This window comes from Phenylobacterium sp. (genome assembly GCF_030697925.1).
Taxonomy (GTDB): Bacteria; Pseudomonadota; Alphaproteobacteria; order Caulobacterales; family Caulobacteraceae; genus Phenylobacterium.
The window spans coordinates 1-21135 of the sequence record NZ_JAUYOJ010000055.1; the positions used below are offsets into that span (position 1 = coordinate 1).

17 protein-coding genes are annotated in these 21135 nt (G+C 68.0%); 8 read left to right on the forward strand and 9 right to left on the reverse strand.

The annotated features are described in order from the left end of the window. Window positions 1-361: 361 nt before the first annotated feature. Complete coding sequence (locus Q8Q88_RS05400) at window positions 362-1243, reverse strand: alpha/beta hydrolase (protein WP_305674177.1); 882 nt, start codon at window positions 1241-1243, stop codon at window positions 362-364. A gap of 284 nt (window positions 1244-1527) precedes the next feature. Here Q8Q88_RS05400 and Q8Q88_RS05405 point away from each other — a divergent pair, with 284 nt between their 5' ends. Genes Q8Q88_RS05405 through Q8Q88_RS05420 form a run of 4 tightly spaced genes read left to right on the forward strand, consistent with a single transcriptional unit; the run spans window position 1528 to window position 6638 of the window. Further along, window positions 1528-3756 (forward strand): alginate lyase family protein, encoded by a 2229-nt coding sequence (locus Q8Q88_RS05405; protein WP_305674178.1) that lies wholly within the window; start codon window positions 1528-1530, stop codon window positions 3754-3756. After that, window positions 3753-5063 (forward strand): MFS transporter, encoded by a 1311-nt coding sequence (locus Q8Q88_RS05410; RefSeq protein WP_305674179.1) that lies wholly within the window; start codon window positions 3753-3755, stop codon window positions 5061-5063. Before Q8Q88_RS05405 ends, Q8Q88_RS05410 begins: the two co-directional genes overlap by 4 nt. Then, window positions 5060-5812 carry an SDR family NAD(P)-dependent oxidoreductase gene (locus Q8Q88_RS05415; RefSeq protein ID WP_305674180.1) on the forward strand — a complete coding sequence of 251 codons (753 nt, stop codon included), beginning with the start codon at window positions 5060-5062 and terminating at the stop codon, window positions 5810-5812. The genes Q8Q88_RS05410 and Q8Q88_RS05415 overlap by 4 nt, the downstream gene beginning before the upstream one ends. Window positions 5813-5822: 10 nt before the next feature. Then, window positions 5823-6638: a rhamnogalacturonan acetylesterase gene (locus Q8Q88_RS05420; RefSeq protein WP_305674181.1), complete on the forward strand. Its 816-nt coding sequence runs from the start codon at window positions 5823-5825 to the stop codon at window positions 6636-6638. Between the two features lie 17 nt (window positions 6639-6655). On the opposite strand, the gene Q8Q88_RS05425 is transcribed toward Q8Q88_RS05420, so the two are convergent. Then, a complete protein-coding gene (locus Q8Q88_RS05425) occupies window positions 6656-7687 on the reverse strand; it encodes a sugar kinase (RefSeq protein ID WP_305674182.1) in 1032 nt (343 codons plus the stop codon). A 148-nt stretch (window positions 7688-7835) separates the two neighbouring features. Between Q8Q88_RS05425 and Q8Q88_RS05430 the strand changes: the two genes are divergently transcribed. Together Q8Q88_RS05430 and Q8Q88_RS05435 are read left to right on the forward strand one after the other, a co-directional pair. Continuing rightward, the gene (locus Q8Q88_RS05430) at window positions 7836-10706 is read left to right on the forward strand and encodes a TonB-dependent receptor (protein ID WP_305674183.1); all 2871 of its coding nucleotides are present in this window, start codon (window positions 7836-7838) and stop codon (window positions 10704-10706) included. 117 nt (window positions 10707-10823) lie between these two features. After that, window positions 10824-11576, forward strand: coding sequence for a FadR/GntR family transcriptional regulator (locus Q8Q88_RS05435; RefSeq protein ID WP_305674184.1), 753 nt, complete (start codon window positions 10824-10826; stop codon window positions 11574-11576). A gap of 715 nt (window positions 11577-12291) precedes the next feature. Here the strand turns inward: Q8Q88_RS05435 and Q8Q88_RS05440 are convergent. The 7 genes from Q8Q88_RS05440 to Q8Q88_RS05470 form a co-directional block, all read right to left on the reverse strand. Next, window positions 12292-13002 (reverse strand): hypothetical protein, encoded by a 711-nt coding sequence (locus Q8Q88_RS05440; RefSeq protein ID WP_305674185.1) that lies wholly within the window; start codon window positions 13000-13002, stop codon window positions 12292-12294. Window positions 13003-13015: 13 nt separating this feature from the next. Further along, window positions 13016-13693 carry a 2-oxo acid dehydrogenase subunit E2 gene (locus Q8Q88_RS05445; RefSeq protein WP_305674186.1) on the reverse strand — a complete coding sequence of 226 codons (678 nt, stop codon included), beginning with the start codon at window positions 13691-13693 and terminating at the stop codon, window positions 13016-13018. Next, entirely contained in the window at window positions 13690-13923 is a 234-nt protein-coding gene (locus Q8Q88_RS05450; protein WP_305674187.1) for a lipoyl domain-containing protein, read from the reverse strand. Before Q8Q88_RS05450 ends, Q8Q88_RS05445 begins: the two co-directional genes overlap by 4 nt. Further along, entirely contained in the window at window positions 13920-14951 is a 1032-nt protein-coding gene (locus Q8Q88_RS05455; protein ID WP_305674188.1) for an alpha-ketoacid dehydrogenase subunit beta, read from the reverse strand. Before Q8Q88_RS05455 ends, Q8Q88_RS05450 begins: the two co-directional genes overlap by 4 nt. Beyond that, the gene (locus Q8Q88_RS05460; RefSeq protein ID WP_305674189.1) at window positions 14948-15979 is read right to left on the reverse strand and encodes a thiamine pyrophosphate-dependent dehydrogenase E1 component subunit alpha; all 1032 of its coding nucleotides are present in this window, start codon (window positions 15977-15979) and stop codon (window positions 14948-14950) included. Before Q8Q88_RS05460 ends, Q8Q88_RS05455 begins: the two co-directional genes overlap by 4 nt. A gap of 11 nt (window positions 15980-15990) precedes the next feature. Continuing rightward, window positions 15991-16779: a glucose 1-dehydrogenase gene (locus Q8Q88_RS05465; RefSeq protein ID WP_305674190.1), complete on the reverse strand. Its 789-nt coding sequence runs from the start codon at window positions 16777-16779 to the stop codon at window positions 15991-15993. Window positions 16780-16895: 116 nt separating this feature from the next. Next, window positions 16896-17864 carry a helix-turn-helix domain-containing protein gene (locus tag Q8Q88_RS05470; RefSeq protein ID WP_305674191.1) on the reverse strand — a complete coding sequence of 323 codons (969 nt, stop codon included), beginning with the start codon at window positions 17862-17864 and terminating at the stop codon, window positions 16896-16898. 281 nt (window positions 17865-18145) lie between these two features. Between Q8Q88_RS05470 and Q8Q88_RS05475 the strand changes: the two genes are divergently transcribed. Both Q8Q88_RS05475 and Q8Q88_RS05480 read left to right on the forward strand, forming a co-directional pair. Further along, a complete protein-coding gene (locus Q8Q88_RS05475; RefSeq protein WP_305674192.1) occupies window positions 18146-20350 on the forward strand; it encodes a TonB-dependent receptor in 2205 nt (734 codons plus the stop codon). A gap of 101 nt (window positions 20351-20451) precedes the next feature. Beyond that, window positions 20452-20847: a 2,4'-dihydroxyacetophenone dioxygenase family protein gene (locus tag Q8Q88_RS05480; protein WP_305674193.1), complete on the forward strand. Its 396-nt coding sequence runs from the start codon at window positions 20452-20454 to the stop codon at window positions 20845-20847. The last annotated feature ends 288 nt before the right edge of the window (window positions 20848-21135 follow it).

Below are 21135 nucleotides of genomic sequence, written 5' to 3' on the forward strand. Positions count from 1 at the left end.
TCGAGGTCGTGGTGATCGGCATGACCAACGACCTGTCGCAGGCGCGTGCGGCGCCCATGGCCAAGGGGGAGGCGCGCGTCTACACCCGACTGAACGTGGCGCGGGCGACGCGCGAGGCCGAGCACGCCGACCTGGTGGCGCGCTGGCCCAAGGCTCGGGTCGTTGAGGAGAACGGGTGAGGGCAGGCAAGTGCCGCGCCCGGTTGGCCGATCCTAATTGTGGTCCCGGCCGGCTTCATTTCACCGGGCGGCACGCCTGCTCCATCACTGCGGAGCCCGCCATTGCTGTTGGCGAACGCCTTACATCCGGGCGATGGCCTCACCGAGGGATGCTTCTGACAACTTGGAATGGCGATTCGGTGTCAGGATCCGGGCGCCTCGGGCTCGGTCAGCACCATGTGGCTTCGAAGGAAGGCAAGGACTCTTCGCTCCACCTCTTGCTGGTGATCGGGCTGGAACCGTCCATGGCCGCCACCGGACACCACGTATAACGCACTCGGCGCCTTTGCGGCATCGAGGCTTTTCTTGAAACGAATCGAGCCTTCTACCGGAACCACGGGATCGGCGTCGCCGTGTACGATGAAGATCGGCGGCAGGCCGGCCCTCACGTGGTTTTTGGGCGAGAGCTTGCGTTGCAGGGCTGCCGCGCCGGGGCCGTCGCCGATCCACCGCGCCACCGACGGATGACGCGCACCGGCAGGGGTGCGGATGTCGAGATCGGCGGGGCCATAATAGTTCAGGATCGCAGCGGGCCGCGGAGGGCCGCTGCACCCGGGCGGATCCAGCTGGTCGTCCTCGGTCAGCATGCCGGCCATCAGAGCCAGGTGGCCGCCCGCCGAGGTCCCCATCAGGACGATCCGATCAGGGTCGAAACCGTAGATTTCCGCGTTTTCGCCAACCCAGTCCAACGCGCAACGGGCGTCCTGCACGGCGGCTGGCGCGCGCGCCACGCCGGCCAGCCTGTATCCGACGGTCACCACCGAGAATCCCGCGGAGAGATAGGACGAAAAACCCTTCCAGTTCTCCGGTCGCGCGCCTTTCCACCAGGCGCCGCCATGGAAATAGACGAGGACCGGTGTCGGCCGCTCCGAAGCCTGTGGGCTGACATAGACGTCGAGGCTCAGGTCGTGCCCGCCGGGAGAGGTATAGACGACGTCCTTGTGGATCGCCGCGGGCGTGGGGCCGGGAGCCGATAGCACCGGCCCAGGCACGGTGATCGCCCAGACGGCGATCAGGCTGCTCAAGATTGCGTTCGGGCGCAACGCCACACCTCCTTGCGAGAACCTATGGAGCCGAGCGGCGGCCACCTGGCCAACAAGTCCCGCGAATATCCGGCGCCGTCAATTGGTATTGATATAAGCGCAGGCCAAAATCCAATATTGGCATAATTAAAACTTGAGCCGCGCCGTCCATCTTGTTAGGCCAAACGCGGAGCCGCGGTCCAGAAGGGACTGGGCCCGCGACGGGAGGATGGGATGAAGGGCATGCCGAGGCTTCGGCCGATCGACAGCGAACAGGGCCTTGCACGATGAGCCTGGGCGTCCGGGCGCTTTGCGGTCTCGCCGCCGCGGCCGTGCTGTCAGGCCAGGCCACGGCGCAGGGCGGGCCCCCCGTCGAGGCGGCTCGGGGGCTCGTGGCGGCGTCCGAATGGAACGCCTTGGCGGTCGAGGCCGGGCGTTGGCCGCTCTTCCGGGAGGAACTCGAGCGAACCCGCGCCGAGGTCGATCGGGCGCTGGAAGCCGGTGTCCTGGTTCCGGCTCCAAAGGACCCCGGCGGCGGCTACACCCATGAGCAGCACAAGCGCAACTATCGTGCGATTCATGGCGCGGGCGCCTTGTACGGCCTCACCGGCGAGGCGAGGTACGCCGACTATGTTCGCCGCATGCTGCTGGCCTATGCGGAGATCTATCCGGGCCTGGGCCCGCATCCGGCTGCGGCGGGCCAGGAACCGGGCCGGCTGTTCTGGCAGAGCCTGAACGACAGCGTCTGGCTGGTCTACGCCATACAGGGTTACGACGCGGTGCGCGGGACGCTGAGCGCGCAGGATCGCAGGACCATCGAGGGCCGGGTGTTCCGCCCCATGGCGGCCTTCCATTCGGCGGGCTCGCCGAGGGTGTTCGACCGCATCCATAACCACGCCACCTGGGCCAATGCCGGAGTCGGCATGACCGGCTATGTGCTGGGGGATCGGGACCTTGTCGACAAGGCGCTGCTTGGCCTCGACAAGAGCGGCCGGGCCGGCTTCCTGCGCCAGCTGGACCTGTTGTTCTCGCCCGATGGATACTACGCCGAGGGCCCCTACTATCAGCGCTACGCGCTCCTGCCGTTCGTCGTCTTCGCCCGCGCCGTCGAACACAATGAGCCCGAGCGCCGGATCTTCGCCCATCGGGGCGGACTGCTGTTGAAGGCGGTGCGGGCCGCCATCCAGCAGACCTATGGCGGCAATTTCTTCCCGCTCAATGACGCCCTGCCCGACAAGAGCCTGAAGACCGAGGAACTCTACCACGCCGTCGCCGTCGCCTATGGCGCGACGGCCGATCCGGCGCTGCTGTCCATCGCCGGATGGCAGGGGCGGACGGTGCTCTCGCCCGACGGACTGGCGGTCGCGCGCGATCTGGCCGCGGGCAAGGCCCAGCCCTTTCCGTTTCGGTCCATGCTGCTGCGCGACGGACCGGACGGCGACCAGGGGGGCCTAGCCATCCTGCGGTCGGGGCCAGGCGATGACGCTCAGGCGCTGGTGGCGAAGAACACCGCCCAGGGCATGGGACATGGCCATTTCGACAAGCTGAACTGGATTCTCTACGACGAAGGCCAGGCGGTGGTGACCGACTACGGCGCCGCGCGGTTCCTGAACGTCGAGGCGAAGGAGGGTGGGCGTTACCTGCCCGAAAACACCAGCTGGGCCAAACAGACCATCGCCCACAACACCTTGGTGGTGAACGAGACCAGCCAGTTCGGCGGCAAGCTGGCCAGGGCTGAACAGAAGGCGCCACGGCAGCTGCATTTCTCCGGCGAAGGCGACACCCGCGTCAGCACGGCGGAGATGGCTGGCGCCTATGAGGGGGTCGTTTTCCGCCGCACCCTGGCCCAACTGTCCGTCGACGGGCTGGAGGGCCCGGTCGTGGTCGACCTGCTGCGGGTCCGCGGCTCGGCGCCGGCGCGATACGATCTGCCGCTGCACTATGCCGGGAGCCTGATCGAGATCGGCTTTCCCTTGAACTCGCACCCGGTCGAGCGTCCGGTGCTGGGCGCTGGCCACGGCTATCAGCACCTTTGGGTGGACGCCGAAGGGGCGCCGGAGGCGGCGAATGCGGCGGTGACCTGGCTGCTGAACGGCCGCTTCTATACCTACCGGTTCCTGCCTCAGCCGGGCGCGCGGGCGATCCTCGCCGAAAGCGGCGCCAACGATCCGCGATTCAACCTTCGCCGCGAGCCGGTGCTGATCCAGCGTGTGGACGGTGCGGCGGACGTGACCTTCGTCGGGGTGCTGGAGCCGCACGGTCGCCACGACGGGGCGGCCGAGACCACGGTCGGGAGCCGCAGCCGTATCGGCGCCTTGCGGCACGTCCGCGGCGAGGGCGCCGAGGCGGTGGTGATCGAGATGCTCGGCGGCGCGACCACAATACTGGCGCTTGCCGACGACCCAGCGGCGGACCTGCAGCATCGACTGGTCGTCGACGGACGCACGCTGCGCTGGCGCGGTCACTTCGGGCGCTTCGACGCCTCGACCCAGAAGGTGGGAACAGGGCGTCAATGAAGAAGCTGTCGGGCGTGCGGTGGTTGATCGTCGGCATGATCGGCCTGGCCACCGTGATCAACTACATCGACCGCAACGCCTTGGCGGTCATGTGGCCGGCGGTGTCCGAGGACATCGGCGCAGACAAGGCCGACTACGCTCTGTTGCTGACCGGCTTCATGGTCGCCTATGCGGTGGGTCAGGCCATCTTCGGCAAGATCTTCGACATGATCGGCACGCGCGCGGGGTTCGCGCTTTCGATCATCGTGTGGTCGGCCTCCATCGCCCTGCATGGGCTGGCGCGCTCGATCGGCGTGCTGGCGGTGCTGCGGGTGACGCTGGGAGCCAGCGAGGCCGGCGCCTGGCCCGGCGCCACAAAATCCAACGCCATCTGGTTTCCGGCCCGCGAGCGCGCTTTCGCCCAAGGCGTCTTCAATTCCGGCGCGGCGTTGGGCGCGATTATCTCCGCCCCGTTCGTCGCGCTGCTCTATACCGCGGTGGGCTGGCGAGCCACGTTCGTCCTGGTGGGGCTGCTGGGCGTGCTCTGGCTCATACCCTGGCTGTGGATCTACCGGGGCGATCCGGATCGCCACCCGTGGCTGACCGAGGCCGAGCGCCGCCACATCGCCGATTTCGATGGGGAGGAGGCCCGCAGGACCGCCGCCGGCAGCTACGCGCCTGCCTGGGGGGCTCTGCTCCGCCACCGGCAGAGCTGGGGTATCATCCTGGGTCGGTTCTTCCTCGATCCCGTCTGGTGGCTGTTCGTGGCCTGGCTGCCGATCTATCTGGCCGAGACCTTCGGGTTCGACGTCAAACAGATCGGGCTCTTCGGTTGGGTGCCGTTCGTCGGCGCGATGATCGGCAGCCTGGGCGGCGGGTGGCTGGCCGGCGTCTTGATCCGGCGCGGCTGGTCGGTCAACGCGGCCCGGAAGTCGGCCATCGTGCTGGGCGGGCTGATCATGACGCCAGCGCTGCTGCTGACCATGAGGGCCGACGATCCGCTGCAGGCGGTGCTCCTGATCGCCGTGATCCTGCTGGGCTTCCAGGTCGCCATCAACAACATCCAGACCCTGCCCAGCGATTTCTTCGCCGGTGGCGCGGTCGGCTCACTGGCCGGGATCAGCGGCGCGGCGGCGGTCGCAGGCACGCTACTAACCACCTGGCTGGTGCCGGTCATGACGACCCACTCCTACGCGCCCATCTTTGCGCTGGCCGCCACCATCATCCCGCTGGGCCTGATCGCGGTCTGCCTCCTGGGCGGGCGGATCGAACCCGTTCCGGCGCCCCCGCCGCGCTCCAACATCGTCAAAGGAAGAGATTCGGCATGAGGCTGAAGGACAAGGTCGCCATCGTCACCGGTGGCGGGCGTGACATCGGCCGCGCCGTATCCCTGCGGCTCGCGGCGGAGGGCGCCAAGGTCGTCGTCAATTTCCGCACCGACGAGGCGGCGGCCCGGGCCACGGTCGCCGACATCGAGGCGGCGGGCGGCGTCGCTGTTCTGCATAGGGCCGATGTCACCCAATCGACGGAGGTCGAAGGTCTTGTCGCCGCGACGCGCGCCGCCTTCGGCGACCGCATCGACATCCTGGCCAATCTCGCCGGCGGCATGGTCGCCCGCAAGCCGCTGGACGAGATGGACGAGGCCTTCTTCGACGCGGTGATGGCGCTGAACCTGAAATCGGCCTTGCTGGTGACCAGGGCCGCTCGGCCATTCATGTCCCGCGGCGGAAGCATCATCAATGTGTCCTCGCTGGCGGGCCGAGACGGCGGCGGGCCGGGCGCGATCGCCTACGCCACCTCCAAGGGCGCGCTCATGACCTTGACGCGAGCGCTCGCCAAGGAGCTCGGACCGCATGGCATACGCGTCAACGGCCTCTGTCCCGGCCTGATCGGCACCAGCTTCCATGACATCTTCTCCAAGCCGGAGACCCGCCAGACCATCGCCGCCGGGACGCCTCTGCGCCGCGAAGGCCGCGCCGAAGAGGTGGCGGCGGCCCTGGCCTTCCTCGCCTCGGAGGACGCCAGCTTCGTGGCCGGAGCCAATCTGGACGTGAACGGCGGCCTCCACTTTTCCTGAGAATCCAGACATGCGACTCGCGCTGATCGCGACCCTTGCCCTCGCCCTTGCGCCGGGCGGCTCACTGGCCGAGGACGCCCGGCCAACCGAGCGGGTGGATGCGCCGGCCATCCAGGCTCACAAGATCATCTTGGTCGGCGACTCCACCCTGGCGCCCAACAGCGGCTGGGGCGGTGCGTTCTGCGCCCGGCGGGTGAAGTCGTCGGTGGCCTGCGTGAACCTAGGGCGAGGCGGCCGCAGCACGCGCAGCTATCGGGCTGAAGGTTCCTGGGAGATCGCGCTCGCCGAGGCCCGGGTTCCCGGCTATCGCGACATCCACGTGCTGATCCAGTTCGGACACAATGACCAGTCCTCGAAGCCGGAGCGCTGGACGGAACGCACCCAGGAATTTCCCGACAACCTGCGCCGCTATGTTCGAGAAGTCCGCGCCACGGGCGCCAGGCCGGTGTTGGTGACGCCGCTGACCCGCCGCGAGTTCAAGAACGGCGAGCTGCAGAACACCCTCGAGCCGTGGGCGGCGCAGACACGCGCCGTCGCCGCGGAGCTCGATGTCCCGCTGATCGACCTGAACGCGCGTAGCGCGGCCTTGGTGGGGGCCATGGGCGCGGCGGCCGCCGCCGGACTGGCGCAGGAGCCGCCGACGCCCGAGGAGCTGGCCGCGGCCCAGGCCGGTTCCACCCTGTCCGTCCGGGCCCCGCCGGCCGGCGTCTCACGCAAGTTCGACTACACTCACCTGGGCGACGTCGGCGCGGAAACCTTTGCCGCCTTGGTGGCCACAGAGCTGGCCCGGACGGAGCCGGCCCTGCGCGGACAGCTCGTGCGCTGAGCTCGGGGGCCACGGACTCAGCGGCGGACGTCGAGTCCGCCGGCCTCGAAAGCGGCGAGGTCGGCCCTGTCGAAGGGAGCCGCATCGCCGGGCAGGCTGTGCTTCAGACAGGTCAGGGCGAGGCCCGCCTCGACGGCGCCATCGGCGTCGCGCCCCGACGCCAGGGCGTGAAGCACTCCGGCTGCGAAGGCGTCGCCGGCGCCGACGCGGTCGACGATGCCGGCCACCTGAACCTCGCGCGTCTCGTGCGAGGTCTCCCGGGTGTCGATTCGCGCGCGGATGCGGTGGCGCGCCACATATTCGATTTCCCGGGTGGTCGAGGCGACCGCCTTGAGGCGCGGAAAGGCGGCGAAGGCCGCCTCGACGGCCCGCCGGCGGGCGTCGGGCCCCTCAAAGTCCTCGCGGCCCAAGAGCAGGGCTATGTCGCGGTGGTCGCCGAACAGCAGGTCGCTCTCCTGGACGATATCGCCGAGGATGCCCCGAGGGTCGGAGCTCCAGCGCGCCCAGAGCTGCGGGCGATAGTTGCCGTCGAAGGAGACCTCGAGGCCGGCGGCGCGCGCAGCCCGGACCGCCTCGAGCGCCAAACGGGCCGGGTAGGGTCCGAGCGCCGGCGTGACGCCCGACAGGTGCAGCCGGTCGACGTCCTTGAATAGGGCCGGCCAATCGTACGCCTGCGGCGGGGTGGTGGCGAAGGCGCTCCCCTCGCGATCATAGAGCACTCTGGAGGGGCGCAGGGAGGCGCCGCGCGCGAGGAAATAAAGGCCCATGCGTCCTTCAGTCCGCAGGACGTGGCCGAGCTCGACGCCCCAGCCGCGCAGTGCGAACAGGGCGCGGTCGCCGAGCGGGCCGGAGGGCAGCGCGGTGATCATCCGACTGCGATGTCCGAGCCGGGCGAGGGCGACCGCGACATTGGCCTCGGCGCCCCCGACATGGACATCGAGCGCGCCGGGCTCCGCTAGGAGCCGGTGGTCCGACGGCGAGAACCGCAGGAGGACCTCGCCCACGAAGGCGAACCGGCCGGGGCGGCCCGGGGATTCGGATTCATCCATAACATCTCCTGTCGAGCTCATTTGGTATGGATATGTGGTCGAGAATTGGCCTCAACAAAAGGTATAAAGTGAAGCGTTAATTGGCTTGACGAACTGGCTCGATTTGATCAGCGTGCCCCCAAACCAATCAATAAGGGGGAGGATCGAGATGATTGAGCGGGGACCGTCGAGCGCTCGGACGCGCAGACTTCGGGTGTGGCTGCTGGCGACGGCGGGGCTTCCGCTACTGGCGCTGGGCGCGCCCGCTTCGGCTCAGGTCGCGAGCCCGGCGGCGGCGGCCGACCAGGTCCAGGCGACGGTGGACGAGGTCGTCATCACCGGCGTGCGCGAGACTATCCAGACCTCGATCAGCGAGAAGCGGACCGAGACGGCGATCGTCGACGCCATCTCCTCGACAGAAATCGGCAACCTGCCGGCCACGTCGATCGGCGAGGCGATCGAAACGATAACCGGAGCGACGAGCCACCGGGAGAAGGGCGGCGCCACCGAGATCGCCATCCGCGGTCTGGGCTCGTTCCTGGGCGCCACCACCTTCAATGGCCGCGAGGCCTCGAACGGCAGCGGCGACCGGGCGGTGAACTTCAATCAGTTCCCCTCGGAGCTGGTCAACGGCATCAAGATCTACAAGACCCAACAAGCGAGCCTGGTTGAGGGCGGCGTCGCCGGCACAATCGAATTGGAGACGCTAAAGCCGCTGGACTACGGGCGCCGGCGCATCCAGCTCGACCTAAAGGCCAACTACAATCCCTACCAAACCCGGCAGCATGGCGACGACGGGCTCGGCTGGCGCGGCACGGCGAGCTATGTGGATCAGTTCGAGGTGCGCGGGCTCGGTGACGTGGGCGTCGCGCTCGGCTTCCAGCGCAACGAGGTCAACAACCCGGAAGAAACCTATGCTGCGAGCACCACCTGGGTGGCCTGCAACGCGACGGTCACGGTGGCGGGCAACTGCCCGGAGGTCAGCCGGCAGGCGGCGAGCGCCGGCACGCCGTTCTTTCTGGCGCCCAACGGCATCACCCTTCGCCAGATCCAGGAGAACGACCGCAGGGACGCATTCTTCGGCGCCGTCCAATGGCGGCCCGACGATCGGTGGGACATCAATCTCGACCTTCAGTACTCGAAGCGGCGGTTCGAGGAGGAGCGCAGCGACCTCACCCTGGCCGAGACCCGCGCGGGCCTGCGCGAGCGTATTGTCGATCCAGCCGGCTATCTGCTCCATGTTGAAGGCATTAGCTCGATCGACGCGATCTCCGCGCTCCTGCGACGGGAAGAGACCTATCTCGGCGCCGGGCTCGGCGTCTCCTATCAGGCCAGCGAGCGGCTGACCGTCTCCGCCGACATGTCGTTCTCGAAAACCAAGCGGTCCGATCTCCAGCGGACCACTCGGCTGAGGTCGGACCCGCTGGACATCTTCGGGGCGCCGACGCCGCTCGCCAACCAGCGCGTCCCCTACATCTACGACGTGCGAAACGGGTTCGCCCCGACCATCACCATCGATCCGCGGTTCGACGTCAACGACCACGCGCTGTTCAGCGACGATGCGCTGCTGCGCCGCGACGAATCCGAACGCAACAACGAGATCCTCGCCGGCCGTATAGACGTGGACTACGACCTGGACGGGTTCATCGAAAAGCTGGAGGCCGGCGTCCGCTTTTCGCGGCTCACCTATGACAGCTTCTCCGATCGGGTTCAGCTCACACAGTCCGATCGAGCCGTGGACCGAGACGTCAATCTGGCCTGCCGCACGCCGTTCCCTCAGAGCGACTACCTGGGGGATGCGCCCGGCGCCAATATCCGCTCCTGGGCGACGTTCGACCTGCTGTGCCAGTTCCGCAGTTACCTGGGTGTCGAGGATCCCGGCGGCAACGCCGACCAGCGCTCGGTCGACAACGCCGACGTGAAGGAGGACGTCTGGTCCGCCTATGTGATGGCCTCCTATCGCTCGGAACTCGGCTCGATTCCCGTCTACGGCAATTTCGGCGTGCGGGCCGTCGACACCAGCGTCACCTCCACCGGTTTGCGTAGCGCTCTCCAGGTGGTCACCAACCCTGGCGGTTCGATCCGGCTGGTCGAGGTCGGCGACTTCGAGAAGGTCGTCATCGAGACCGGATCGACCCGCGTCCTGCCGAGCGCAAACCTGATCTTCGGACTGCGGGAGAATGTCCTGCTGCGGCTGGCCGCCTACCGCGCCATGTCCCGGCCGGCGCCCAGCAATCTCGGAGCAGGCCGGAGCATTCAGCTGGAGGACGGCGCCGACTTCTCCTCCGTCGAGGACGCCATCCGCCTTATCTCCGCGAGCGGGAGCCCTCGGCTGAAGCCGCTCATGTCCTGGAACGCGGACGTTTCGCTGGAATATTACCCCAACCGCGACTCCATCCTGGCCGCGGCCGTCTACTACAAGCGCTTCACGGGCGGCTTCATGCCGGTGGTGCTCGACGAAAGCTTCAACATCGGCGGCGACGAGGTCACGATCCCGGTGACCCAGACCCGCAACAGCGATCGCGAGAGCCGAATCTACGGCCTTGAGCTAACGCTGGCGACCCGGTTCTCCTGGCTGCCCGCTCCCTTTGACGGGTTCGGCGGAAAGCTTGGTTACAACTACGCCGACTCCAACTTCGTGACCCACGACATCCGACTGGGTGATGTGGTCGATGTGGTGACCGGCGAGGTCCAGTCGGGGATGATCCCACCGGCCAATCTCAGCGGATACTCCAAGCACGTGCTGTCGGCGCAGGCCTACTATCAGAGGGGACCGTTCCAGATTCAGGGCATCTACAAGTTTCACTCCAAGTATAATCTTGGATTCATTGCTGGAGAAGCGCAGCTACGTTACGTGCGCGACAGCGAAACCTTCGACGTTTTGGCGTCCTATGACGTGAATCGCAATCTATCCTTCCGCGCCGAGGCTCTAAACATATTCAATGAACCGAAGATCACCGACATGCCGGTCAGGGGCAGCGTGCGGCAATATCACTATTATGGCGCCAAATACTACCTTGGCCTTCGCTACAGGTTCTAAGAGACGGCGCCGAAGTCCGATCTCCGGTATGGACCATCGGTCCGCGGTGCGGCATAACCGGTCGTCGCCTCCCATTGGCCCCCGCCGCGGGGGCGGCGGCGGCCGATCGAGAGAGACATGAGCAAACGACGCCTGTTCCACGACCTGGCCGACCAGATCGTCCAGCTCATCGAGAGCGGCGTTTTCCCCCCCGGCGCGCGCTTGCCGGGCGAGCGAGAACTCGCCGAACGGTTCGGCGTGAGCCGTGTGGCGGTTCGCGAGGCCGCCGTGGCCCTGGAAGCCAAGGGCTGGGTGCGCATCAAGAGCGGGTCGGGGATATATGTCTGCGAAACGCCGGACGTCGCTTCGCGAGGCGACCTGCCGAAGGTCAGCGCCTTTGAGCTGACCGAGGCGCGCGCGCTCTTTGAATCGGAGGCCGCCGCCCTCGCCGCACCGGTGATTTCGGAGGCTCTGTTGGCCAAGCTGGACGAGTTGCTGGCGGTCATGGCCGAGGATGCGCCGGGGGACGACGAATCCTCGATAGAAGCCGACCGCGAGTTCCACAAGACCATCGCCTCGGCATCAGGAAATCCGGCGATCATCCACGTGGTGGAAGTCTTGTGGCGGATGCGCACCGAATTGCCGGAGGTCCGCGCTGTCCACGCTTCGGTCTGCAACCATGACGGCCAGTCGCGGCATGACGAGCATCGCCTCATCGTCGACGCCTTGCGCCGGCGCGACCCACAAGGCGCCCGCCTGGCCATGCGCCAGCACTTCAACCGCCTGCTTGAAGCCATGCTGGATGTCGCCGAAGCGCAGGCGGTCGAGGATCTGAGGCGCAAGTCGGCCGAGAGCCGCGAACGCTACCGGATCGCGGCCAAGATCGGCTGAGGCGCCCGGCCCCTGCGACTAGCATTGCGTCGAGAATCCGGACATCCGGCCGCGTTTCAGGCCGGCTCGGCTGGACGCACAAGGCTCAGGGATGCTGCGCCGCCGGGAAGGGTGGTCTGGACCGCATCATGGCCGCGGCGGCAGGTGATGATTCATGGGCCTTGATCGTGGCCCTGATCTCCTCGGGCGCGGCGTCGGGACCCGAGCCTCCGTAGGGCGGATCGGGGTAATACTCGATGCCAAGCTGAAGCGTCCGGACGAGGATCTCTCCATCCTGCCCAGGAGGCGAACCAGATAGGCGCCGGGACCGCCGGCGCGGTCGTCCTCCGACAGGTACCGGCTTGCCAGCAGTTCGGCGCATTCGAGCACTAGGTCCTGGCGCGCCGCGTCCTTTTCATGCGCAAGGAGGACGTTGGTGACCGCAGCTCTCGCGCGATCGTTGAACTCCTCCGGCAGCCGGAGACGACCAAGTCCCATGACCGCCGAGTGGTGCACATAGATGTAGGGGTCGGTAATCTCCGCACGTTTTCGGGTGAGGGCGTGAAGCACGTTCGGCTGTTCTGTACCCAGCGGAATAACTTGATTGGGCTTTGACATGGGTCGCCAAGGACCAGCCGGTGGCCGATCACCAGCTGAAGGGTTAGGGGAGCGCCTCATCGCTGGCCCAGCATCAATCGGCGACGCGAGCCGGATAGAAGCTAGTAAAAATAATACCTTAGCGGAAGGTCGCTCTAGGTGGGTTTGCTACCTGATGCCGCCGTTTTCCGCGGACTTCGGCCATGGCCTGGGCGAGGGTTGCATGGGCCCCATGGACATAGTCGCCGCGCACGGTCAGGCAGGCCTCGGCCCGCGCCACCAAGGCGAGGTCGTCCCGGAGGTCGCCCCAGATGGTCAGGCTGGCATGGACGAGGCGCGCGGTTCGGCCGCCGCGCCGACGCACGACAGCCGCCGTTCCCGCGAGCTTGCGGCCCCGCCACAGCAGGTTGTGGTCGCCGTCGCAGCAGGCGCCCGCGGCCGCGCCCGGCTGAGTCTCGATTCCCAGCCGGGCGAGCGCGCGGCTCAGCAGGCCGGTCAGCTCCGTGTACGCATGCACCATGGAGGCTGGGGCCGCGTCGACGGCAACGACACTGACATTAAGGACCCCCGGGCGGTGGACGACCGCCGTGCCTCCCGATGCGCGCATGGCGACGGCGGCGCCGGATCCCGCCAGACTGTCGGCGACCGCGCCAAGTGATCCGCGGGCGGCCAGGCGTCTCGACAGTACGACACATCGTGGATTGGCCCAGATCCGGACGACCCGCCGCGCCGCCTCGCCGCCGAGCGCCGCCTCCAGCAGGTCCAGGTCCCGGTCGATGGCCGCCTGCGGACAGGCGGCGAGCCCGTCCATCAGGGCTTCGGGCGCCTCGGCCAGCAGGGCGGCGCGCACCCTGTCCTCCAGTTCAGACATCGAGGGCCTGGAGCTGCTGGCAGATCTCGCCCAGGAAGCGACCGGCAGGCTCGCCGTCGACCAGGCGATGGTCCGCGGTCAGCGACAGGCCGATGACCTGGCGGTCCACGATCTCGCCGCTCGCGGCGCGGACGAGGCGGGTCTCGATGCGTCCGAGCCCGAGGAGGGTCGGCTGGCCGGCGTTCAGGATCGGGGTGAAATGCCGCACGGGGGTCAGGCCGAGATTGCTGATGGTGGTCGTGCCGCCTTTCATGTCCGAGACCTTGAGCACGCCGGCGCGGGCCCGCGCCACAAGGTCCGCGCGGGCCGCGGCGATCCCGGCCAAGCCGATCCCGGCGGCGTCGCGGATCACCGGGGTCATCAGCCCGCCGCCGACCGCGATGGCGACCGAGACGTCCACCGAGGTCTCGAGCCGGACGAACTCGCCCTCCAGGGTCGCATTGAGCAGCGGATGCTCGACCAGCGCCCGGGCAAGGGCGGCGATGGCGCAGTCCTCTACGCCGACCCGCAGGCCGGCGGCCTTCCACGCACCGCGCCTGGCCAGCAGCTCGGTGATGTCGACGTCGGTCTGGTAGGTGAGCTGCGCGGTGGTGGCGAGGCTCTGCATCATCCGTTGGGCGATGACGCGCCGCACGCCGGCCAGGCGGGTTGCACCTGCCTCGGCGCTCACGGGACGATCCGCGCGACCACCTGACCCTTGCGCACCGGGTCCTCGGCGGGGTTCAGTATGGCCAGGGCGCCGGAGGCCGGGGCGAGCAGCTCGGCGGCGACCTTCTCGTTCATCACCTCGGCGATGACGGCGCCGGCTTCCACGCGGTCGCCGTCCTCGTAGAGCCAGGCCGAGATGGCGCCCTCGCTGTCGTCGTCCCAGAGGTCGTCGGGGATCCTCACCTCGCTCATGGAGCCGCCTCGAGCATGGCCTGCACAGCGGCGACCACCTTCTCGGCGTTCGGCAGCACGAAGTGCTCCATCACCGGGGTGAAGGGGACCGGAATGTCGGGATAGGCGATGCGCATCGGCGGGCTACGCAGCCTCGCCCCGCCGTGCTCGCACACCGTGGCGATCACCTCGGCCGAGACCCCGAAGCTCATATAGTCGTCGTCGATGACCACGAGCCGGCCGGTCTTCGCCGCCGAGGCGCGGATCGTGGCGCGGTCCAGCGGCGACACCGTCCGCAGGTCGACGACCTCCGCCGAGACGCCGGTCTTGGCGAGCGCGGCCGCGGCGTCCAGCGCTAGGTGCACGGTGAGGCCGAGGCCGACGAGCGTCACGTCGGTTCCCTCGCGCACCACGGCGGCCACGCCGATCGGCGTGGTGTAGTCGGCCTCGGGCACGTCGGTGATCGAACGCTGCACCGTGCCCAGCCAGCCCATGCCCTGCAGCGCCTTGTGGAACATGAACACCACCGGATTGTCGTCACGGATGGCCGACAGCATCAGGCCTTTTGCGTCGCGGGCGTTGGACGGGATCACCACCTTCAGGCCCGGCAGGTGGGCGAAGGTCGCATAGAGGCACTGGGAGTGCTGGCCGCCGTCGCCATAGCCGCCGCCGACCGAGGTCATGATGACCATCGGGCAGCTCACCTTGCCGCCCGAGAAGTAGTTCTGCTTGGCGGCGAGGTTGTAGATCGCGTCCATGCAGACACCGAAGAAGTCGACGAACATCAGTTCGGCGACCGGCCGCATGCCCGAGGCGGCCAGCCCGACCGCGGCGCCCATGAAGGCGGTTTCGGAGATCGGCGTGTCGCGCACCCGCTCGGGGCCGAACCGGTCCAGCAGCCCCTGGGTGGCGCCGAACACGCCGCCCAGCTTGCCGATGTCCTCGCCCATGACCAGGACGGAGGGGTCGCGCGCCATCTCCTGGGCCAGCGCCTCGCTCATGGCCTTGGCGATGGTGAGCCGGCGGGTGGTTGTTGTGGCGGTGGTCATTGGCTGGCTCCTTCGCCGGCGAACACGTGCTCGAACACCTCCTCGGGCGCGGGATAGTCGGCGCGGCGTGCGAAGACGAAGGCGGCGTCCACCTCGGCGATGGCGGCCCCGGCCGCGCGATCGAGCGCCTCGGCCTCGAAGCCCTCCGCCAGCAGACGGGCGCGGTAGGCCGGGATCGGGTCGCGGGCTTTCAGCGCCTCGACCTCGCCGGCCGGGCGGTAGCCCTCGGCGTCGCCCATGAAATGGCCTTCCAGCCGGGTCGTCTCGATCTCGATCAGGGTCGGCCCGCCGCCGGCGCGCGCGCGGGCCACCGCCTCGCCGGCGGCCGCAAGGATCCGGTCGGCGTCGTTGCCCGGCACATGCACGCCCGGCATGCCGTAGCCGGCGGCGCGGATCGCGTTGCTCTCGACGGCGGTGCAGTCGCGCTTGGCGACCGAGATGCCATAGGCGTTGTCCTCGATGACGAACACCACCGGCGCCTGCCAGACGGCGGCCAGGTTCAGCGCCTCGTGGAAGGCCCCCTGGTTGGCGGCGCCTTCGCCCAGGAAGGCGACGGCGATGTCGCTGGCGTCCCGGAGCTTGGCGGCCAGGGCCGAGCCCACGGCGGGACCCAGGCCTTGGGCGACGATGCCCGAACAGGCGAAGTTCACCGCCGGATCGAAGAGGTGCATGTGACCGCCGCGCCCGCCCGACAGCCCGGCCTTCTTGCCGAAGATCTCCGCGGCCATCGCCTTGAGGTCGACGCCCTTGGCGATGGCGATGTGATGGGGACGGTGGGTGGCGGTGACCGCGTCGCCCGGGCGAAGGTGCGCACAGACCCCGACCGCGCATGGCTCCTGGCCGTCCGAGAGGTGCATCTCGCCGGGGATCGGGCCCTTGGCCATGTTGAACAGTGGCTGCTTGCCCTCGAGGTAGGCCACCTTCACCAGGGCCTCGAAGTGGCGGCTCTGGACCATGGTCGCATACATCCAGAGCCGCTGGTTTCGGTTGGTGGCCCGGCTTGGGGCCGTGCTCTCGAGCGTCGACATGGCTGTTCCTTTCAACGCGCCACCCAGCCGCCGTCGATGACCAGCTCCAGGCCGGTCACGAAGGCGGACTCGTCGGAGGCGAGGTAGACGGCGCCGTGGGCGATATCCTCGACCCGCCCGACGCGGCGCATCGGGCAGAGGGCCGCGATGGCGGTCCAGGGATCGCCGTCGGCGGGGATCGAGCCCTCCGCGATCCAGCCCTCCACCGCCAGCTCCAGCATCGGCGTGCGGATGCAGCCGGGATGGATGGAATTGACCCGGATCGGATATCCGTGGTGCGCCCACTCGATGGCGAGGCTCTTGGTGAGGTGGCGCACGCCGGCCTTGGAGGTGTTGTAGGCGGCTTGGTTCGGGTAGCCGACCAGGCCGGCGATGGACGAGATGTTGATCACCGAGGCGCTGGCGCCCGCGGCCCCGGCCGCGGCCAGCAGCGGCTGCAGTGTGCGACAGCCGATGAACACCCCGTCGAGATTGATGCTCATCACCCGGCGCCAGTCGTCGAGACTGGTTTCAGAGGCCGGCTTCACCATCTCGATGCCGGCGTTGTTCACCAGGACGTCCAGATGGCCGAACGCCTCTTCGACCAACTCGGCGGCGTCGGCCCAGTCGCGCTCGCTGGCCACGTCGTGGCGGATGGCGCGGGCGCCTAGCTTGGCGGCGAGCGCGGTGACGCCCGCCTCGTTCAAGTCCGAGAGGATCAGTCGGGCGCCCTCAGCGGCCATGGCGCGGGCGATCCCCGCGCCTATGCCCTGCGCCGCCCCCGTGACGAAGGCGATCCTGCCTGCAAGTCGCTGCCCCATGGTCCTCCCCGGCGGCGGCGTTCGGCGCCGCTCGCATTGGGGATCAGCCTAGAGGGTGGGCAGTTCGCCCGCTTGTGCGAGAGCGCGCAGAAGCTTGCGCGACAGGGAACGGCGGCTCAACGGCGAGCGCCCTCGCGCGCCTGCTGGCGGAAGTCGCGCGGTCCGACGCCGAACTCCTGCTTGAAGGCGTGGCTGAAATGCGAGGCGTCCGAGAAGCCGTAGCGCATGGCGACCTCAGTGACCGTGACGCCGTCGCTGGTGCGGCTGGCGAGCTCCACCTTGGCGGCGTGCAGGCGGCGGCGGCGAATCCAGTCGCCGACCGTGAAGTCGAACTCCTCGAACAGACGATGCAGGTAGCGCGGACTGAACCGGAACGCCGCGGCGACGCTGGCGGGCGTGAGCCCGGGATCGCCGAGATTGTTGAGGATGTGCTCCTTGACCCGGTTGAGCAGGGCGCGGCGGAAGGTCGAGCCCGAGGTGTCGGCCAGGGTGGGGCGGAAGGCCGCGGCCACCAGCTCGACCGTAGCGCGGAGCACGGCCGGCCGGTCGCCGGGCGCGATCGTGTCGACCATGGCGTGGACCTGCTTCAGGTGCGACAGCAGGATGGCGCCGAGCCCGGTCCGGCCGTCGACGCTCTGGCCGCACATATCCTCGATGCCCGGTACGATGGTGGTCGCCGTGCGATGGGGGATCAGGATGGAGGTCTGGCAGATCGCCTCCGGCGCATCGAACATCGCGGGTCGCACGCTGTCCCAGATGGCGATGTGGTCCTTGCTGAGCCAGCTCTCGTTGCGCCCTTGCTGCAGGCCGCATTCGCCGCCGTCGAAGAACAGCAGGCAGAAGTAGTCCTCGCCACCCTGGCGGATGTCGCTGGCGGTGCGGAAGCCCTTGATCGGATCGCAGACGATCTGGGTGAAGACGAAGTCGTCGACCGAGCGGCGATGGACCTTGGCGAGGAAGCCGTCGTCGCCTTGGCCCTTGAGGTCCCAGTGGAAATGCGTCCGGTCCAGCACCTCCTGGAAGCCCGGGAGCTGCCGTGGACGCGGGATGGCCGCGGAGGACCAGGATTCTTCATTGGCGATCAATGGTGCGTCTCCTCGTCCCAAGGCTAGGCGCCGATCCGGGGCGGACGCAACGCGGCGCGCGCGCGCGTTCCCTCAGGGCCAAGCTTGGGTTCACGCTGAACCAAGTCCGCCGTGAAATCCATTGGCGAGGGCGTGGGCGCCTGGCGGCCCTGTTCCTCCACACACATGAGTTCGGGCGCTCAGGCGCATGGACGCTCGGGGGTCGGCCGCTATCCTCGTCGGCAATGATCGGGTCCACCCCTCGGGGACAATGGGCCCGACGCCATTATCGGGGGAACTCCATGCAGCACCTACGCCTGCGGCTCGTCCACGCTGTCGCGCCGATCGCCCTTCTGGCCGCGGCCCCGGCGATCGCCCAGGATGCCGGGCCGGACGACGCCATCGCCGAGATCGTGGTCACCGCACAGCGGCGGGCGCAGAACCTGCAGGATGTCCCCCTGTCGGTGACCGCCCTGGACGCGCGGGCGATCACGGAGGCTGGCTTCACCAACAGCCTCTCCATCGGCGACCAGGTTCCGAACCTGGAGATCAAGACCTTCGGCGGCGTCCCGAACCTGGCGATCCGGGGCGTCGGCAACAACGACTTCAATTCCTCGTCCATCGGCCCAGTCAGCATCTATCGCGACGACGTGGTGGTCGCCTCCACCGGCAGCCAGATCTTCGCGCTGATGGACCTGGACCGCATCGAGGTGCTGCGGGGACCGCAGGGCACGCTGTTCGGCAAGAACACCACCGGCGGCGCGATCCAGTATTTCTCGACCCTCCCGGCCGATGTGATGGAAGGCAAGGCGCGGTTCGGCTACGGCCGCTTCAACCTGTTCGAAGCCGAGACCGGCGTGTCGATCCCGCTGGCCGAGGACTTCGGCGTCCGGGTCGCAGGCCTGGTGCGCCGCCGCGACGGCGAGCGCGTCAACCTGTTCAATGGCGGCAAGGCGATCGACATCGACGAGGCCGCGGCCCGCGTGATCCTTCGCTACCATCCCGGCGACATCGACGCCCGCCTGAGCATCGGCGGCGGCCGCGACCGCAGCGACTATCTCGAGAACAAGCCCGTGGGCACCATGGGCGGCGCCAACCTCTTCGGCTACCGCGACCCGCTGCCGGACAATATCAGGTTCCTGAACTTCAACGGCCCCTCGCGCAACGACTCCGACAACTTCTTCGCCACCCTGAACGTCGCCTACGTGTTCGGCGACTTCACGCTGAAGTCGATCACCGGCTACGACAAGTCCAGCATCGACAACCGCGTCGACGTGGACGGAAGTCCGGTCCGTATCGACGAGATCAAGTTCCTGACCGACACCCGCCAGCTCACCCAGGAGCTCCAGCTCTCGTACGCCGGCGAGCGTCTCGACTGGATCATCGGCGCCTTCGTGTTCGACGAGAACTTCAACAGCCGCAGCGAGGCCGACCTGCTGGGCGAGGTTCCAACCATCGCCATCCCGCTGGTGACGGAGGCCACGCGGGACAACACCAGCTACGCCGTCTTCGGGCAGGGGACCTATGAGCTCACCGAGCGCGCGCGGATCACCCTGGGCGGCCGCTACACCATCGACAAGGTGGGGATCACCCACCGCGAGTACCTGATCCCAGGCCTGTTCGACGCGAACATTCCCGACGGCCCGGAGATCGCCTTCCTCCCGCTGAAGCGCGACCGCGACACCTGGAAGGCGTTCTCGTGGCGCGCGGCGCTGGACTTCGACGTGACGGAGGATGTTCTCGCCTACGCGAGCATCAATCGCGGCTTCAAGGCCGGGGGCTACAACATCGGCATCGTGTTCAGCGAAGCCGAGCGCACCAAGGTCGATCCGGAATATCTGACCTCCTACGAGGTCGGCGTGAAGGCCACGCTGTTCGACCGGCGGCTGCGGTTCAACTCGAGCGCCTTCTATTACGACTACACCAAGCTGCAGGTGCTGGCCGTCAGCCAGCAGGGCAACGGCCTCCCGGCCCTAATCCTCGACAACGCCGCCGACGCCACGATCAAGGGCCTGGAGGTGGAGATCCTGGCGATTCCCGCCCGCGGCCTCGACCTTGGTCTGAACTTCGGGGTGCTGGACGCCAAGTACAAGAACTACACCTCCGCGGCGATCGACCCGGTCACCGGCGGTTCGCGCGACTTCTCGGGAAACCGCCTGCCGGGGGCGCCGAGGTTCTCGGGCTCGGCCTCGGTCCAGTACGAATTCCCCGTCGGGGCCGGCCATTGGGCCCGCCTGCGCGCCGAGTACAATTACACCGGCAAGAAGTTCTACAACAACGCCGAGGACGACCTGATCAGCAGCGGCGACCGCTACGGCCTAGTCAATCTGCGCGCCGCCCTGGGGCCGGACTCCCGCGAATGGGAGCTGGCGGCCTGGGTCCGCAACGTGGGCGACAAGGCCTACATTATCGACGCCACCGACCTGCGGGATTTCGGCTTCGTGCCCCGGTATTACGGCGAGCGTCGCACCTACGGGGTCGAGCTGACCGTTCGGTTCGGATCCTGAGCCGCGAAGCCAAGGTATCGACACATGTCCACACGCACAGAGGCCATTCTCCAGCAGATCGAGGGTCTGCCCGAGCCGGCCGCATTCAGGATGGAGCCGGCATGAACGGGCCCGCAGACCAACTCATCGACAGCGGGACCCTGGCCTGGGTGCCGATCGTCGAAGGCATCGACTTCCGCCTGCTGTACACCAGCGCCGAGACCGGCCGATGGACGGTTCTCTTCCGTGCCCAACCAGGGAGCTTCTTTCCGGCGCACCGGCACTATGGCGCGGGTGAGTACTTCGTCCTGAAGGGGCGGATGGAATATCGCGCCGGTGTCGCGCTGGCCGGCGCCTACGGGTACGAGCCGCTGGACGTCGTCCACGAGATGACGACCTTCCCCGAATACACCGAGCTGCTGTTCACCAATTATGGGCCGGTGGCCTTCCTCGCCGAGGACGGATCGGTGTCCTCAATCCTCGACCACTCGCTGCTTTCCCAACTCGCGGCCGCCTGAGATCGCAAGCCCGCCGGATCAGCCGCCCCGAGCCACTGTGACCAGAAGCGGACCTCACCAACGGCGGGGCAGGGCTCCTGGGCGAAATTCCCAAGGTCTGCTTCTGGCCGTCCTGCCGAGGCCGAGGAGCAACGACTGGGTTGGGCTCCTAGAGCGTGACCGCTCTTAGCTGAATCGGGATTCCGGATATCTGCGGATCATGATTCAAGGTCCAGGCTGGGCAGGAGGCCAGCTTGGATGGGTCGGCCGTATTCTCTGGATCTTCGGGATCGCGTGGCTCGGTTCGTG

Excerpts from the sequence above, each read along its gene's own strand:
- Q8Q88_RS05420 (WP_305674181.1), top strand. The coding sequence starts at position 5,823 with ATGCGACTCGCGCTGATCGCGACCCTTGCCCTCGCCCTTGCGCCGGGC.
- Q8Q88_RS05425 (WP_305674182.1), bottom strand. The coding sequence starts at position 7,687 with ATGGATGAATCCGAATCCCCGGGCCGCCCCGGCCGGTTCGCCTTCGTG.
- Q8Q88_RS05465 (WP_305674190.1), bottom strand. The coding sequence starts at position 16,779 with ATGGGGCAGCGACTTGCAGGCAGGATCGCCTTCGTCACGGGGGCGGCG.
- Q8Q88_RS05460 (WP_305674189.1), bottom strand. The coding sequence starts at position 15,979 with ATGTCGACGCTCGAGAGCACGGCCCCAAGCCGGGCCACCAACCGAAAC.
- Q8Q88_RS05435 (WP_305674184.1), top strand. The coding sequence starts at position 10,824 with ATGAGCAAACGACGCCTGTTCCACGACCTGGCCGACCAGATCGTCCAG.
- Q8Q88_RS05475 (WP_305674192.1), top strand. The coding sequence starts at position 18,146 with ATGCAGCACCTACGCCTGCGGCTCGTCCACGCTGTCGCGCCGATCGCC.
- Q8Q88_RS05455 (WP_305674188.1), bottom strand. The coding sequence starts at position 14,951 with ATGACCACCGCCACAACAACCACCCGCCGGCTCACCATCGCCAAGGCC.
- Q8Q88_RS05450 (WP_305674187.1), bottom strand. The coding sequence starts at position 13,923 with ATGAGCGAGGTGAGGATCCCCGACGACCTCTGGGACGACGACAGCGAG.
- Q8Q88_RS05480 (WP_305674193.1), top strand. The coding sequence starts at position 20,452 with ATGAACGGGCCCGCAGACCAACTCATCGACAGCGGGACCCTGGCCTGG.
- Q8Q88_RS05430 (WP_305674183.1), top strand. The coding sequence starts at position 7,836 with ATGATTGAGCGGGGACCGTCGAGCGCTCGGACGCGCAGACTTCGGGTG.
- Q8Q88_RS05410 (WP_305674179.1), top strand. The coding sequence starts at position 3,753 with ATGAAGAAGCTGTCGGGCGTGCGGTGGTTGATCGTCGGCATGATCGGC.
- Q8Q88_RS05415 (WP_305674180.1), top strand. The coding sequence starts at position 5,060 with ATGAGGCTGAAGGACAAGGTCGCCATCGTCACCGGTGGCGGGCGTGAC.
- Q8Q88_RS05405 (WP_305674178.1), top strand. The coding sequence starts at position 1,528 with ATGAGCCTGGGCGTCCGGGCGCTTTGCGGTCTCGCCGCCGCGGCCGTG.